9 protein-coding genes are annotated in these 13,738 nt (G+C 70.2%); 5 read left to right on the top strand and 4 right to left on the bottom strand.

Features of this window, described 5'->3' with window-relative positions; all coding sequences use genetic code 11:
* Positions 1–96 precede the first annotated feature (96 nt).
* Positions 97–369 (bottom strand): WXG100 family type VII secretion target, encoded by a 273-nt coding sequence (locus ACFY3V_RS16805; RefSeq protein ID WP_350946392.1) that lies wholly within the window; start codon positions 367–369, stop codon positions 97–99.
* A 463-nt stretch (positions 370–832) separates the two neighbouring features.
* On the opposite strand from ACFY3V_RS16805, the gene ACFY3V_RS16800 reads away from it, so the two are divergent.
* Both ACFY3V_RS16800 and ACFY3V_RS16795 read left to right on the top strand, forming a co-directional pair.
* Positions 833–2,590: an acetyl/propionyl/methylcrotonyl-CoA carboxylase subunit alpha gene (locus ACFY3V_RS16800; RefSeq protein WP_389774107.1), complete on the top strand. Its 1,758-nt coding sequence runs from the start codon at positions 833–835 to the stop codon at positions 2,588–2,590.
* A gap of 263 nt (positions 2,591–2,853) precedes the next feature.
* Positions 2,854–4,224, top strand: a complete 1,371-nt coding sequence (locus tag ACFY3V_RS16795; protein WP_389774104.1) for a hypothetical protein — start codon at positions 2,854–2,856, stop codon at positions 4,222–4,224.
* A gap of 350 nt (positions 4,225–4,574) precedes the next feature.
* Here the strand turns inward: ACFY3V_RS16795 and ACFY3V_RS16790 are convergent, their stop codons facing one another.
* The 3 genes from ACFY3V_RS16790 to ACFY3V_RS16780 form a co-directional block, all read right to left on the bottom strand.
* Positions 4,575–5,564 carry a LacI family DNA-binding transcriptional regulator gene (locus ACFY3V_RS16790; RefSeq protein ID WP_362896283.1) on the bottom strand — a complete coding sequence of 330 codons (990 nt, stop codon included), beginning with the start codon at positions 5,562–5,564 and terminating at the stop codon, positions 4,575–4,577.
* A gap of 11 nt (positions 5,565–5,575) precedes the next feature.
* Positions 5,576–8,371, bottom strand: coding sequence for a glycoside hydrolase family 3 C-terminal domain-containing protein (locus tag ACFY3V_RS16785; protein ID WP_389774100.1), 2,796 nt, complete (start codon positions 8,369–8,371; stop codon positions 5,576–5,578).
* Positions 8,372–8,696: 325 nt separating this feature from the next.
* On the bottom strand, positions 8,697–9,902 hold the full coding sequence (locus ACFY3V_RS16780) for an ROK family transcriptional regulator (protein ID WP_350946387.1): 1,206 nt from the start codon (positions 9,900–9,902) through the stop codon (positions 8,697–8,699).
* 214 nt (positions 9,903–10,116) lie between these two features.
* Here ACFY3V_RS16780 and ACFY3V_RS16775 point away from each other — a divergent pair, with 214 nt between their 5' ends.
* Genes ACFY3V_RS16775 through ACFY3V_RS16765 form a run of 3 tightly spaced genes read left to right on the top strand, consistent with a single transcriptional unit; the run spans position 10,117 to position 13,734 of the window.
* Positions 10,117–11,811, top strand: coding sequence for an extracellular solute-binding protein (locus tag ACFY3V_RS16775; protein WP_389774097.1), 1,695 nt, complete (start codon positions 10,117–10,119; stop codon positions 11,809–11,811).
* Positions 11,804–12,838 carry an ABC transporter permease gene (locus tag ACFY3V_RS16770; protein WP_389774094.1) on the top strand — a complete coding sequence of 345 codons (1,035 nt, stop codon included), beginning with the start codon at positions 11,804–11,806 and terminating at the stop codon, positions 12,836–12,838. The genes ACFY3V_RS16775 and ACFY3V_RS16770 overlap by 8 nt, the downstream gene beginning before the upstream one ends.
* The gene (locus tag ACFY3V_RS16765) at positions 12,835–13,734 is read left to right on the top strand and encodes a carbohydrate ABC transporter permease (RefSeq protein WP_362896275.1); all 900 of its coding nucleotides are present in this window, start codon (positions 12,835–12,837) and stop codon (positions 13,732–13,734) included. Before ACFY3V_RS16770 ends, ACFY3V_RS16765 begins: the two co-directional genes overlap by 4 nt.
* Positions 13,735–13,738 lie beyond the last annotated feature (4 nt).

Raw genomic sequence — 13,738 nt, 5'->3', positions numbered from 1 at the left:
GAGAGGCCCTCGTGTCGGCGCACTCTCCGCTGCCGATGCGTCCAGTGCGGAAATGCCCCGTCCCTTGTGGGACGGGGCATTTCGGCGGACCGTTTTCTAGCGCGTGGCGGACTCGATATTGCCGCGGTAGGTGTTGATGACCCGAGAAGCCTCGGACAGCTCCTCGGACATGCGCTGGAAAGCGGCGCGGTAGTTCTGCCAGGCCTCGCTGAAACGCTGGGCACCGGGCCCCGTCCAGGCGGTGCCGACCTTCGCGGCCTCCCGGTCGAGGGCGGCCACGGTGGCCCTCACCTGGTCGGCCTGCTGGGTGAACTGGGTGGCCATCTGCTGCATTTCCGCGGGATTGCCGCCGAGCAAGTTCTGGCTCATGCCAGTCTCCTTAGGATCGGTGTCGGGGAGAGTCGGTCGCCAAACGAAAACACGATAGGCGCAAGGATCACAGAGGTGCCCGGGTTATGCCAAGCGGCTATGGACGTTCCCTCGGTGGCCGAGAGGCTAAACGTTCTCCATTGCTGTGATTTTTCGTAATTCAGATGGGTTATAGGACTGTTATGCGAGATCGCGGTGAAGGGCAGTACCTCGGGAGCGGCCGGGCGGGGCTCCTCCGCGCCCCGGCCGGGGCCGAGACCGGGACGAGGACCACGACCGAAGCCGAAACCGGGGCCGGGGCTGAGAGCAGGGGCAGGGGCAATATCGGAAACGGGACCCGGGGGCATGACCAGGACTGCGGGACCCACCCACCCCTTGCCGTCAGGCGACGCCTACACTCCGTTGAAGGCCCGCCAGTCCTCTCCTCCGCACGTACTGGCACGTACTGAAGGGAACGACGTCGGTGCACAAGGTCCTGATCGCCAACCGTGGTGAGATCGCCGTACGAATCGCCCGTGCCTGCAAGGACGCCGGGCTGGCCAGCGTCGCCGTCTACTCCGACCAGGATCTGGACGCGCTCCATGTCCGGGTCGCGGACGAGGCCCGCGCGCTCGGCGGCGAGACTCCCGCGGAGACCTACCTCGACGTCGGCAAGCTGCTGGGCGTCGCCGCCGAGGCCGGGGCCGACGCCGTGCACCCCGGCTACGGCTTCCTCGCCGAGAACGCCGCCTTCGCCCAGGCCGTGATCGACGCGGGTCTGACCTGGATCGGCCCGCCGCCGGCCGCGATCACCGCGCTCGGCGACAAGGTGCAGGCCCGGCACATCGCCCAGAAGGTCGGCGCGCCGCTCGTGGCGGGCACCACGGATCCGGTCTCGGGGAGCGAGGAGGTCGTCGCCTTCGCCGCCGAACACGGCCTGCCGATCGCGATCAAGGCCGCGTACGGCGGCGGCGGGCGCGGGCTGAAGGTCGCGCGCACCCTGGAGGAGATCCCCGACCTGTACGACAGCGCGGTCCGCGAGGCCGTCACCGCCTTCGGCAGGGGCGAGTGCTTCGTCGAGCGCTACCTGGACCGGCCCCGGCACGTGGAGACCCAGTGCCTCGCCGACGCCCACGGCACCGTGGTCGTGGTGTCCACCCGCGACTGCTCGCTGCAGCGCCGCCACCAGAAGCTGGTCGAGGAGGCACCGGCCCCGTTCCTGTCGCCCGAGCAGCTCGACCTGCTCTACACCAGTTCCAAGGCGATCCTGCGCGAGGCGGGTTACGTCGGCGCCGGCACGTGCGAGTTCCTGGTGGGCCAGGACGGCACGATCTCCTTCCTGGAGGTCAACACCCGTCTGCAGGTCGAGCACCCGGTGACCGAGGAGGTAGCGGGCATCGATCTCGTACGGGAGATGTTCCGCATCGCCGACGGTGAGGAGCTCGGCTACGGCGACCCCGTGGCGCGCGGCCACTCGATCGAGTTCCGCGTCAACGCCGAGGACGCCGGGCGCGGCTTCCTGCCCGCCCCCGGCACGATCACGAGCATGAGCACCCCCTCGGGTCCCGGGGTGCGCCTGGACGCCGGCTACGAGGCGGGCATGACCGTCCCGCAGTCCTTCGACTCGCTGGTCGCCAAGCTGATCGTGACCGGTGCGACCCGGCGGCAGGCACTGGAGCGCTCGCGCAGGGCCCTGGCGGAGTTCGAGATCGGCGGCATGCCGACCGTGCTGCCCTTCCACCGGGCCGTGGTGGACGACCCCGCGTTCACGGGCGAGCCGTTCTCGGTGCACACCCGGTGGATCGAGACCGAGTTCGACACCGTGATCCCGCCGTACGAGGGAGAGCCGGGCACGGCCGGGGAGCCGGGCGAGCGGGAGCGGATCACCGTCGAGGTGGGCGGCAAGCGGCTTGAGGTGGTGCTGCCCTCGGGATTCGCCGTCGGCAACGCCGCGGGGGCGGGCCGCGCGGCCTCGAAGGCGCCGCGCCGGAGCGGCGGCGGGGTGGCGGGGAAGGCCGCGAGCGGCGACTCCCTGATCAGCCCGATGCAGGGCACGATCGTCAAGATCGTCGTCGCCGACGGCGACACCGTCGCGGCCGGTGACACGATCGTCGTGCTCGAGGCGATGAAGATGGAGCAGCCGCTCGCCGCCCACAAGGCGGGCACCGTCACGGGACTGGCGGCGTCGGTCGGCCAGACCATCTCCTCCGGCGCCACGATCTGCGAGATCAAGGACACCTGAGCGCGCCCGCGGGCCACGGCCCGGTGGGCCGCGGTTCGGTGGAGCGGGAAAAGGGGCCCCGCGAACCCGCGCCGGGCCGGGGACGCGTGCGCGTACCGGGTCGAACCGGGCGAGGACGGGCGCCAGGCCGGGAGGGGCAGGGTGACGATCCCCTACCGAGGTGGGCGGGGGACGCCTGACCCGGCCCTGAAGGGGATACGGTCGATGAGTAGGGAACTCTGTCGTCCACTCATTCGTCTTCAGGACGAAGGAGGCTTTCTGCCGTGACCATCACAAAAGCCGCGCCAGGTCGTTTCGGTGCCATGATCATGGCATTGTTCGTCGGGCTACTGGCCATGTCCATGATCGCCCCGGCGGCCCACGCCGCGGCGCCAGACCCCAGTGCGATCGTCTCTGAGCTGACGGACGGGGACAACTTCTACGCCGATCCCGCTGCGGGTCTGCCCACCGATGCCGTCGACGCCATGCGCAAGGCTGCCGACGAGACTTCCTCCGTCTACGTGGCGCTGCTGCCCAAGGGCTCGATCAGCAGCCAGTCCCAGGCGAGGACTCTGTTGAGTTCGATCCTCAAGGGCGTCGGTTCCAAGTCCGTCGTCCTGGTGATGAGCGGCACCACGCCGTTCGGCGTCACCAACATCAAGGGCGTCGACGTCGACGAGCTGCTCGGGCGGGCGAAGACCGCCTCCAGCCCGACCGACAACGTGATCAACTTCGTCAAGCTGGCCGACGCGGCGGCCGTCGGTGGCGGTGCCCCGTCCGGCTCCTCTGACTCCTCCTCCGCTTCCTCCAGCCCTTCCGGCGGTTCCAGCACGGGCGTGCTGGTCGGCATCCTGGTGCTCGCCCTCGCCGGTGGCGCGGGCATCTTCTTCTACTCCCGCAAGAAGAAGAAGCAGCGCGAGGAGCGCGAGGCCGCCGAGCTGGCCGCGGTCAAGCAGACCGTGGACGAGGACGTCACCAAGTTCGGTGAGGAGATCACCGACCTCGACACCGACGTCAAGCTGCTCAACGACGGCGCCGACCACCAGCAGGACTGGCAGCGCGCCCTCGACTCCTACGAGCGGGCCAAGCTGGAGCTCGCGGCGGTCAACCGCCCCGACGAGCTCCGTGGCGTGACCACCGCGTTGGAGGAGGGCCGCTACGCCCTCGCCTGCGTGAAGGCGCGCGTCAACAACCAGCCGCTGCCCGAGCGACGCTCCCCGTGCTTCTTCAACCCGCAGCACGGCCCCTCCGTCCGCGACGTGCGCTGGGCCCCGCCCGGCGGTGCGCTGCGCGACGTGCCCGCCTGCGCGGCCGACGCGGAGGCCGTCGAGCGCGGCTTCGAGCCGCAGGCGCGTGAGGTCATGGTCAACGGTCAGCGCCGCCCGTACTACGACGCGGGCCCGGCCTACCAGCCCTACGCCCAGGGCTACTACGGCGGCTTCGGCGACGTCATGACCGGCATGCTGGTCGGCACGATGATCGGCAGCATGATGAGCGGCGGCTTCGGCGGCTACGGCTATGGCGGCTACGGCGGCGGCGACAGCAGCGGCGCCACCGACTTCGGCGGCGGAGGCGACTTCGGCGGTGGGGGCTGGGGTGACTTCGGCGGCGGAGGCGACTTCGGTGGCGGTGACTTCGGCGGCGGCGACTGGTAGTCGTTCCGCGCGGAACACCCGGCAGAAGCCGAACAGGTAGGACAGTACGCACGCAAGACCGGCGGGCGCGTTTCCCTTGGGGGAGCGCGCCCGTCGCCGTTGAGAGGAAACAGGGGGTTCGCCGGGAAAACCTTGGCGGGAAGCCGCCGGGTCGGGCGCCTCAAGAGCCGTCGAGGACGGTGAGAACCTCGGCGCAGGGCGCCTCGGATGCCGTCGCGGGCGGTGGGGCCTCGGGGTGCGGGGAAACCGTCGGAAGGCAGCGCCTCAGATGCCGTCGTGGATGGCGATGACCTCGGCGAAAGACACCTCAGGAGCCGTCGGGAACGGCGAGGACCTCGGCGAAAGGCACCTCAGGTGCTGTCGCGGACGGTGAGCCTCGGCTGGAGCAGGGTACCGTCGGGGACGGCGCGGCCTTCGAGTTTCTCCATGAGCAGCCGGACCGCCTGGCGGCCCACCTCCTCGGCCGGGATCAGCACCGAGGTGAGCGGCGGACTGGAGCGTTCCGCGATGTCGTCGGGGCAGATCGCCACCACGGCGACGTCGTCGGGCACCCGCCTGCCGTACTGGCGCAGCGCCCCCAGCACGTGACCGACCGCGGCCTCGTTGTGCACGACCAGCCCGGACAGGCCCGGCCTGCTGTCGAGAAGCTCGGCGATCGTGGCGGAGACCTGGTCGAAGTTCTCCTCGCACGGCAGGGCCACCCCGGTCAGGCCGGTCTCGTCCACGGCCGCGACGAAGCCCTCCCTGGTGCGGCGGGCGAAGCCGGTGCCCCGGTCGTAGACGACCGAGGGGGCGCCGAGCAGCGCGACCTCCCGGTGCCCGCGCTCGGCCAGGTGCTCCACACAGAGCGCGCCCGCCCGCGCGAAGTCGAGGTCGACGCAGGTGAGGCCGGCCGAGTCGGCGGGGAAGCCGATCAGCACGCTGGGTTCCGCGAGATCCCTGAGCAGCGGTACCCGGCTGTCGTGGAGCTCCACGTCCATCACGACCAGCCCGTCGACCAGGGCGCTCGCCGCCGCCCTGCGCAGCCCGTCGGAGCCCTCGTCGGCGGTGAGCAGCAGCACGTCGTGGTCGTACCTGCGCGCGGCGGTGACCACCGAGGTGGCGAACTGCATCAGCACCGGGACGTGCACGCCCGCCCGAAGGGGCAGTACCAGTGCGATGACGTTGGCCCGCTTGCTGGCCAGGGCCCTCGCACCGGCGTTGGGGTGGTATCCGAGGACCCGCACGCTGTCGAGCACCCGGCGCCGGGTGTCGGCCGAGATCGCGCGCTTCCCGCTGAGCACGTACGAAACCGTGCTCACGGCCACTCCGGCGTGCCTGGCGACCTCGCTGATCGTCACCGCCCGCCCGCTCACGTGACCGCGCCGAAGCTCAGGGAGGCGAGGGTGATCCCCGCGTTCTCGAACACCACATAAAGATCGTGGACTCCTCCGGCCTCCGCAAGCCCGGCGCGTATCTCGGCGAGGTCGTAGCGGCCCGCGCGGGGAACGGGGAGGTCGCCGACGACGGGCCCGTAGAGGGGGTCGTCCAGGCGCAGGGTGAGCACGCCGCCCTCGGCGCTGGTCGCGGTGGCCGAGCAGGACGCGGCCCCCTCCCCCAGGTCGACCGAGCGGAACACGATCCACGCGCCCTCGGCGGTGGACCGTACGGCGTCACCCGAGACCCTGGCCGCGTCCACGAACGCCACCGAGTCGTACTCGTCGTGGTCCACGGCGGCGATCGGGCCCGCGAAGGCGTCGCGCGGCGGGATCCGCTCGCCGTCCACGTGGAAGGGGGCGCACAGCCGGATGTCCCGCGCGGAGCCACCGACCATGACCTTGTGGGGTGCGTCCTCGACGACGAACCGGCCCCTGGTGACGTCCCAGAAGGCCAGTTCCGCGATGTCGAGCCCCCAGTCGACCCGGGTGCTCTCGCCGGGGGCGAGACGCACCTTGACGAAGCCCCGCAGGTGGCGCAGCGCCTGCTTGACCCGGGAGCGCCGCTGGCGGGTGTAGATCTGGACGACCTCCACCCCTTCGCGGGAGCCGGTGTTGGTGACGGTGACCGAGGCGGTGAGCCTGCCGCCCTCCACCGAGACGGCCAGGTCGGCGTACTCGAAGGTGGTGTAGCCGAGACCGTGCCCGAAGGGGTAGAGCGGGGTCCCCCTGAAGTACTGGTAGGTCGCGTCGGTGGCGATGATGTCGTAGTCGAGCAGGTCGGGCAGCTCGCTCGCCGAGCGGTACCAGGTCTGGGTGAGTCTCCCCTCGGGGTCGGCGTCGCCGAACAGCACCTCGGCCAGCGCGTGGCCGTACTCCTGGCCCCCGTGCGAGGACCACAGCACCGCGGGCGGGTCGTCGCCGTCCCAGCTCACCGGGTAGCCGCTGCTGATCACCATCACGGTTCTCGGGTTCGCCTCGCGCACCGCCCGCACCACGGCCTGCTGCGCGGCGGGCAGCGCGAGGTCGAGGCGGTCCTCGGTCTCCCTGCCGTTGACCAGGGGGTGGTCGCCGACGACCACCACGGCCACGTCCGCGGTCGCGGCGAGCGCGGCGGCGGCCTCGGCGCCGCTCACCACCCGCTCCACGGTGAGCCAGGCCGCGGCGTCGGCGTCGTCGGCGAGACGGAAGGCCTCACCGTCGAAGGCGAGGTAGCGGCCGGTGGAGATGTGCCGGAGCGCGAGCGCGCCTCGGGGGCGGTCCTCGGTGCGGAAGGTCTGGCGTACCTCCCAGCCGTTGGGACCCGGCTGGTCGTTGACCAGCACTCCCTCCTCGTCGACGGACAGGTGGCGGCCGGTCGTCACGGCCCGCAGGGCGTAGCAGCCGCCGCCCCAGTCGAACAGGTCGAACAGGTCGGGCTCGCCGCCGAGCCCGAGCGGCCCGCCGTCGGGGTCGGCGACGACGAAACGGCCGTTCGTTCCTTCCGCGCCACCGTCCACCGAGATGGTGATCCGGTCCACGGCCTCGCAGAAGACGGTCTCGCACCGCTCGGCGAGCCCGGCGCGGGCGGTGACGGCGTACGGGAGGGTCCCCGAGTACCAGTCCTCCATGAGCGTGTCGCCGAGCTGGCCGATGACCGCGATCCTGCGCACCGAGGCGTCGAGCGGCAGGAGGCCGTCGTTGCGCAGCAGCACGATCGAGCGCCTGGCGGCCTCGCGGGCGAGGCTCTGGTGCTCGGGGCAGTTGACGACCGCCTCGTCGATGTCGTCGTGCGGGGTGGTGGGGTCGAACTCGCCCAGCCGGAAGCGGACGGACAGCGCGTGCCCCACGGCGGCGTCGACGTCCTCCTCGGTGAGCAGGCCGCGCTCCAGCGCGGCGCGGATGTGGCCGAGGGTGGCCTCGGAACGACCGTCGTCCTGGGTGAAGCTGTCGAGCCCGGCCCTGATCGCGTGGGCGTACGCCTCGGGCAGGTCGTCGTGGTATCCCTGCGCGCCGGTGAGGTTGCCCGGCGCGTACGCGTCACTGACGACGAGGATGTCGTCGGGCGCCCATGCCCGCAGCACCTCCTCGATCAGCGGGCTGAGGTGGGCGGGGCGGCCGTTGACCAGGTTGTAGGAGGGCATCACGGCGACCGCGGCGCCGCTCTCCAGCGCGGGCCGGTAGGCCGGGAGTTCGTACTCGCGCAGCACCCGGGGCGGCAGCTCGCTGGAGGTGACGCAGCGGTCGGTCTCGTTGTTGTAGCCGAGGAAGTGCTTGAGGGTGGGCGCGGTCTTCAGCACCGCGGGATCGCTCCCCCGAAGGCCGGACGCGTACGCCGTCGCCATGAGGCCGGTCAGCCACGGGTCCTCGGAGTAGCCCTCCTCGTTGCGGCCCCAGCGGGGGTCGCGCAGCGGGTTGACGACCGGAGCCCAGACGTTGAGCCCCGCCCCCGTCGGATCCTTGTGGTGGAAGGCGAGGACCTCGTCGCTCGTGGCCTCGCCGACCCGCCGGACCAGATCGGGGTCCCAGGTGCTGGCCAGCCCGATCGCCTGCGGGAACACCGTCGCCGGACCGAGCCAGGCGAGGCCGTGCAGCGCCTCGGTGCCGGTGCGGAACGGGCCGACCCCCAGGCGGGTCACCGGCTGCTGGTACTGGTGCAGCAGCCCGACCTTCTCCTCCAGGGTGAGCCTGCCTCGCAGGTCTGCGATCCGCCGCGCGAGGGGGAGTTCCGGGTCACGGAACGGTTCGTTCATCGGGGACCATCCCTTTGAGAGCGTCGAAGCGCTTCGACTTTCCGGCGTGGAAGGGCGCTTCAGTCGAAGCGCTTCGATAATCGGTCCGGGAAAACTCCGTCGTCACCCGCGCGCCCCGGTCTTCGTTACGCGCGTGTTTCGAACGGAGCTTCCCTGAAGGGTGCACTCCTGTGCGGCCGAGGTCAAGAGTTACTCGGCAAACGGCCCGAATCCACCCGGATCCGGATCGAAAGAACGCCTGCCGACGACCGGAAATCCCCGGATCCGGGTCAGCGGATCTCCTGAAAACAGCATGAATCCAACGGGCCGTCCGCCCGGACGCGGATCACGAGACCCGCGGCAGGTGACCGGCGTCCACGGAGTCGAGCACCCGGGCGGCGCCCCCCAGCGCGGCCGCCCCGTACCCGAGTGTGGAGGCCACCACCCGGCAGCCCCCGGCGTCCGGCGCGATCGTGCGTCCCGCGATCTCCGCCTCCACCGCGGGCAGCAACCACGGCGCGAGCGGCACGTAGTAGCCGCCCAGGATGACCACCTCGGGGTTGAGCAGGTTGGCCAGCAGGGCCACGCCCTTGCCGAGGTTGTGGCCCACGGTGCTCAGCACGGCGAGCGTGCGCTCGTCGCCCACGCGGGCAAGTCGCGCCACCTCTTCGAGCTCGGTCTCGACCTCGGCGGGCGAGATCGCGGCGTGTTCCAGCACGGCGCCGATCCCGGCGACGGCCTCCAGGCAGCCCAGGCGTCCGCAGCGGCACTCGGCGCCGAGCGGGTCGATCTGGATGTGACCGATCTCCCCGCCGTATCCCTGGCCCCCGCGGCGCAGCCGTCCGTCGAGGATGATCCCGGCCCCGACCCCGATCTCGCCGGTGAGGTAGACCAGGTTCGCCGTCCCCGCGTGCGGGCCGAAGCGGTGCTCGGCCAGGGCCGCGAGGTTGGCGTCGTTGTCGACCTGCACGGGGAAGCCCGGGTCGCGCAGGGCCTTGGTGAGGTCGCCGCAGAGGTCGGCGTCACGCCAGCCGAGGTTGGGGGCGACGCGCACGGCGCCGTCGGTGCCGATCAGTCCTGGCACGCCCACGGTGAGCCCCAGGACCTGGCGCTCCTCCTTCGCCATCCGGCTCACCACCCGGCGGACGATTCCGGCGACGGTGGCCATCGCCTGGCCCGCCGTACCGGCCGCGCCGGGAAAGGACCGGCGCCAGGACAGCAGCTTCTCCCCCGACAGGTCCACCGCGACCGCGGTGACGTAGTCGACGTTCACCTCGATGCCGATCGCCGCGTACGGCGAGCCGTCGAGCACGAGCATCGTGGCGGGGCGGCCGACGCGGTTCTCCGTCAGGCCGGTCTCCCTGACCAGCCGGCGGTCGATCAGATCGGCGACCAGGCTCGACACGGTCGCCTTGTTGAGACCGGTGGACGCCGCGATGTCGGCCCGCGAGCACGGCGCGTGCCCGCGTACGAACCTCAGCACGACGGCGAGGTTGGTGGCCCGCACGTCGGCGAAGTCCGCCGGCCGCGGGTCAGTCGTAGATGTGATCAAGGTGAGTCCCGCTCCCGCTCGGCCAGGCTGGCCCCATCATGCCCCATCGTTCACCAATCCGTGACCGCTCCCCCGTGCCCCGCGATCGGCGGTCCCTTGTGGCGGCGGCCACCCTCGACTAATTTGTTTGGTCGAAAGACGAACTAATTCTACCCCGGAGCCATCCTCCACGACACCCCCCCGATCCACCACGAACCAACGAAGGGAGCGCCCCGTGAACGACCTTCCCCAGGGCGCGTTGACCAGCCGCCGCGGATTCCTCGGGCTGGTGGGGCTCACCGCCGCGATGACCGCGGGCGGCGGCCTGCTCGGCGCGTGCTCCGCGCCGAGCGGCCCCCGGCCCGGCAGCGGAGGCGCCACGGCCGCCGCGGCGGACAAGCTCACGTCCCTCACCCCCACCTACACCGCCTTCCCCGGGCTCAAGCCCGACATCCCCGGCACGATCTCCACCCATCCCGGGGTACCCGACGTCAGCGGCGGCTTCACCTCCTACCCGGCCACCCCCCTCCCGGCGCTCACCCAGAAGGCGGGCAAGGGCGGCACCTACAAGGCGATGACCCCGCTGTGGGGCCCGCCGCCGCCCGGTCTGTCGAGCAACTCCTACTTCCAGGCCGTCAACGCCGACATCGGCTCCACCGTGGAGTTCCAGATCGCCGACGGCAACGTCTACGTCGACAAGGTCATCGCCAGGCTCGCCGCCGGGGACATCCCGGAGATCATGTGCATCCCCAGCTGGGAGATCGACAAGATGGCGGACTTCAACACCGCCGTCGACAAGGCCTTCGAGGACCTCACCCCCTACCTGCAGGGCGACAAGGTCAAGCCCTACCAGCTGCTGGCCAACCTGCCGACCGCCGCGTGGCAGTGGTCGGTCTGGAACGACAAGCTCATGGCGGTGCCGTTCCCGACCGAGCCGTACCCCCTCGCGCTGCTCTACCGCAAGGACCTGTTCGACAAGAACGGCTGGAACACCAACCCCAAGACCGCCGACGAGCTGTTCGAGCTCGGCAAGGAGATCACCGACGCCAAGGCCAAGCGCTGGGCGTTCGGCGCCATCCACGAGATGATGTGGCCGACCTTCCGCATCCCGCAGGAGTGGCGGTACGAGGGCGGCAAGCTCGTCCACAAGTACGAGACCCCCGAGTACGAGCCGATGCTGGAGTTCATGCGGAAGGTCTTCAAGGAAGGGCTGGTCCACCCGAGCGTCGTCGGCAGCAAGGGCGCCAACGAGAAGGAGCTGATGGGGAGCGGGCAGATCCTGATCTACCGCGACGGGCTGGCCGGCTGGAAGGAGCTCCTGCAGCAGCACCGCGGCAGGAACCCCGACTTCGCCCTGGACGCCTTCCCGCTCTTCGCCCACGACGGCGGCACCCCGCTGATGTACCACAACAACGCGGCGGGCCTCTTCACCTTCGTCAAGAAGGGCCTGCCGAAGGAGCAGGTGGAGGAGATCATCTCCATCCTCAACTGGTGCGCGGCGCCGTACGGGACCAGGGAGTACGAGCTCGCCAACTTCGGTGTGGAGGGCAAGCACTTCAAGCGGGACGCGAAGGGCATCCCCGAGGCGACCGACCTCGGCCGCAAGGAGGTCGCCTACACCTACGGCTTCCTCGGCGGGCGCCCGATCTACGTGGACTGGGCCTTCCCCGACGCCGTCAAGCTCAACATGGAGTGGCAGAACGCGAGCTTCCAGTATCTGGAGAAGGGTCCTTTCGACGGGATCAGGATTCAGAAGCCGTCGAAGTACTCCGGGCTGCAGGTTCCCACCGAGGACAAGTTCACCGACATCATGCGGGGCCGGCGACCGGTGAGCGACGCCAAGCAGATCGTCACGGAGTGGCGGCGGGACGGCGGGGACGAGGCCCGCGAGTTCTACATGAAGGTCCTGCGGGACAACGGCCGTGCTTAGGACCGCCCCCGAAGACAGCGAAGGGACCGGGCCGGCGGGTGACCTGACCTCACCCGCCGGCGCCGGCACCTCCAAGGATGTCCGCAAAAGGGGTCCGAGGACAAGCCGGGCGCGCCCGCAACCCTTCGGATCGCGACTGAAACGTGACTGGCAGCTGCTGCTGATGACCCTGCCCGCCATCGGGCTGCTCATCCTGTTCCACTATGTCCCGCTGCTCGGCAACGTGATCGCGTTCCAGGACTACTCGCCGTACGTGGGCATCGGGGACAGTCCGTGGGTGGGGTTCGCCAACTTCCACTGGCTGATGTTCGACGCGAGCTTCTGGGACGCGACGATCAACACCCTCACGATCACCACGTTTCAGCTGATCTTCTACTTCCCCATACCGATCCTGCTCGCCGTACTCCTGGACAGCGTGGTGCGGCCCCGGCTGCGGCTGTTCATCCAGAGCATCGTCTACATGCCGCACTTCTTCTCGTGGGTGCTGGTGGTCACGCTGTTCCAGCAGATGTTCGGCGGCGCGGGCCTGCTCGCGCAGACGCTGCGGGACCACGGGTACGACGGCATCGACATCATGACAAATCCGGATACGTTCATCGTGCTGGTCACGGCGGAGACGGTCTGGAAGGACGCCGGCTGGGGAACGATCATCTTCCTCGCCGCGCTCGCCGCCATCAACCAGAACCTCTACGAGGCCGCCGCCGTCGACGGCGCGAGCCGCTGGCGACGGCTGTGGCACATCACCCTGCCCGGCCTGCGCCCGGTCATCGTGCTGCTGCTCATCCTGCGCCTCGGCGAGGCGCTGAACGTCGGCTTCGAGCAGTTCTTCCTGCAACGCGACGCGGTCGGCAGGGAGGCCGCCGAGGTGCTGGACACGTTCGTGTACTGGCGCACGCTGCTCACCGGCGAGTGGAGCTACGGCGCGGCGGCCGGTCTGGTGAAGGGCCTGGTGGGACTGGTGCTGATCCTGGTGGCCAACAAGGTCGCCCACCGATTCGGCGAGCAGGGAATCTACAAACGATCATGACGACTCTTCCCCCCTGGGCCGAGCGGCCCAGCCGCGTCGGCGGGCTCCTCAAGGGGTTCGTCCTCACGCTCATCGTCGCGTGCGTGCTCTTCCCGATCTACATGGTCGTGCTGACCAGCCTGTCCACCCAGGAGGCGGTGACGGAGGCCGGCGGCCTGGTCACCGTGCCGAACGGGCTGTCCTTCGCCGCGTACGAGGAATTGTTCGCGGGCGGCGTGGTGACCAGGTCGGTGATGGTGAGCCTCGGCGTCACCCTCGTCGGCACCGCGATCAGCCTCACCGTCACCGTGCTCGCCGCCTACGGCCTGTCACGGCCCGGCTCGCTGCTGCACCGGCCGATGCTGTTCCTGGTCCTGCTCACCTTCCTGTTCGGACCGGGGCTGATCCCCAACTATCTGCTGGTCAGCTCGCTGGGACTGATCGACACCTACTGGTCGCTCATCCTGCCGGGCGCGGTCACCGCGTTCAACCTGGTGGTGATGCGGGCGTTCTTCATGAACATCCCCGACGAGGTGACCGACAGCGCCCGCATCGACGGCGCGAGCGAGTTCCGCATCCTGCGGACGATCGTGCTGCCCATGTCGAAGGGCGTCACCGCCGTCATCGGCATGTTCTACGCGGTCGGCTACTGGAACTCGTTCTTCAACGCCGTCCTCTATCTCAACGACAACGCCAAGTGGCCGCTGCAGGTGGTGCTGCGGCAGTACGTGCTCCAGGGCCAGTCGCTGATCGTCGGACAGACCGGCGTCGGCACCATCGCCGGGCAGTCACCACCGCCGAGCCTCGCCATCCAGATGGCCATCGTCGTCCTCGCGCTGCTGCCGGTGCTGTTCCTCTACCCGTTCGTCCAGCGGCACTTCACCAAGGGGGTCATCATCGGCGCCATCAAGGGCTGAGCGG

The organism is Streptosporangium sp. NPDC000095 (assembly GCF_042899335.1).
GTDB lineage: Bacteria > Actinomycetota > Actinomycetes > Streptosporangiales > Streptosporangiaceae > Streptosporangium.
This window is presented reverse-complemented; position numbering and strand designations above follow the sequence as displayed.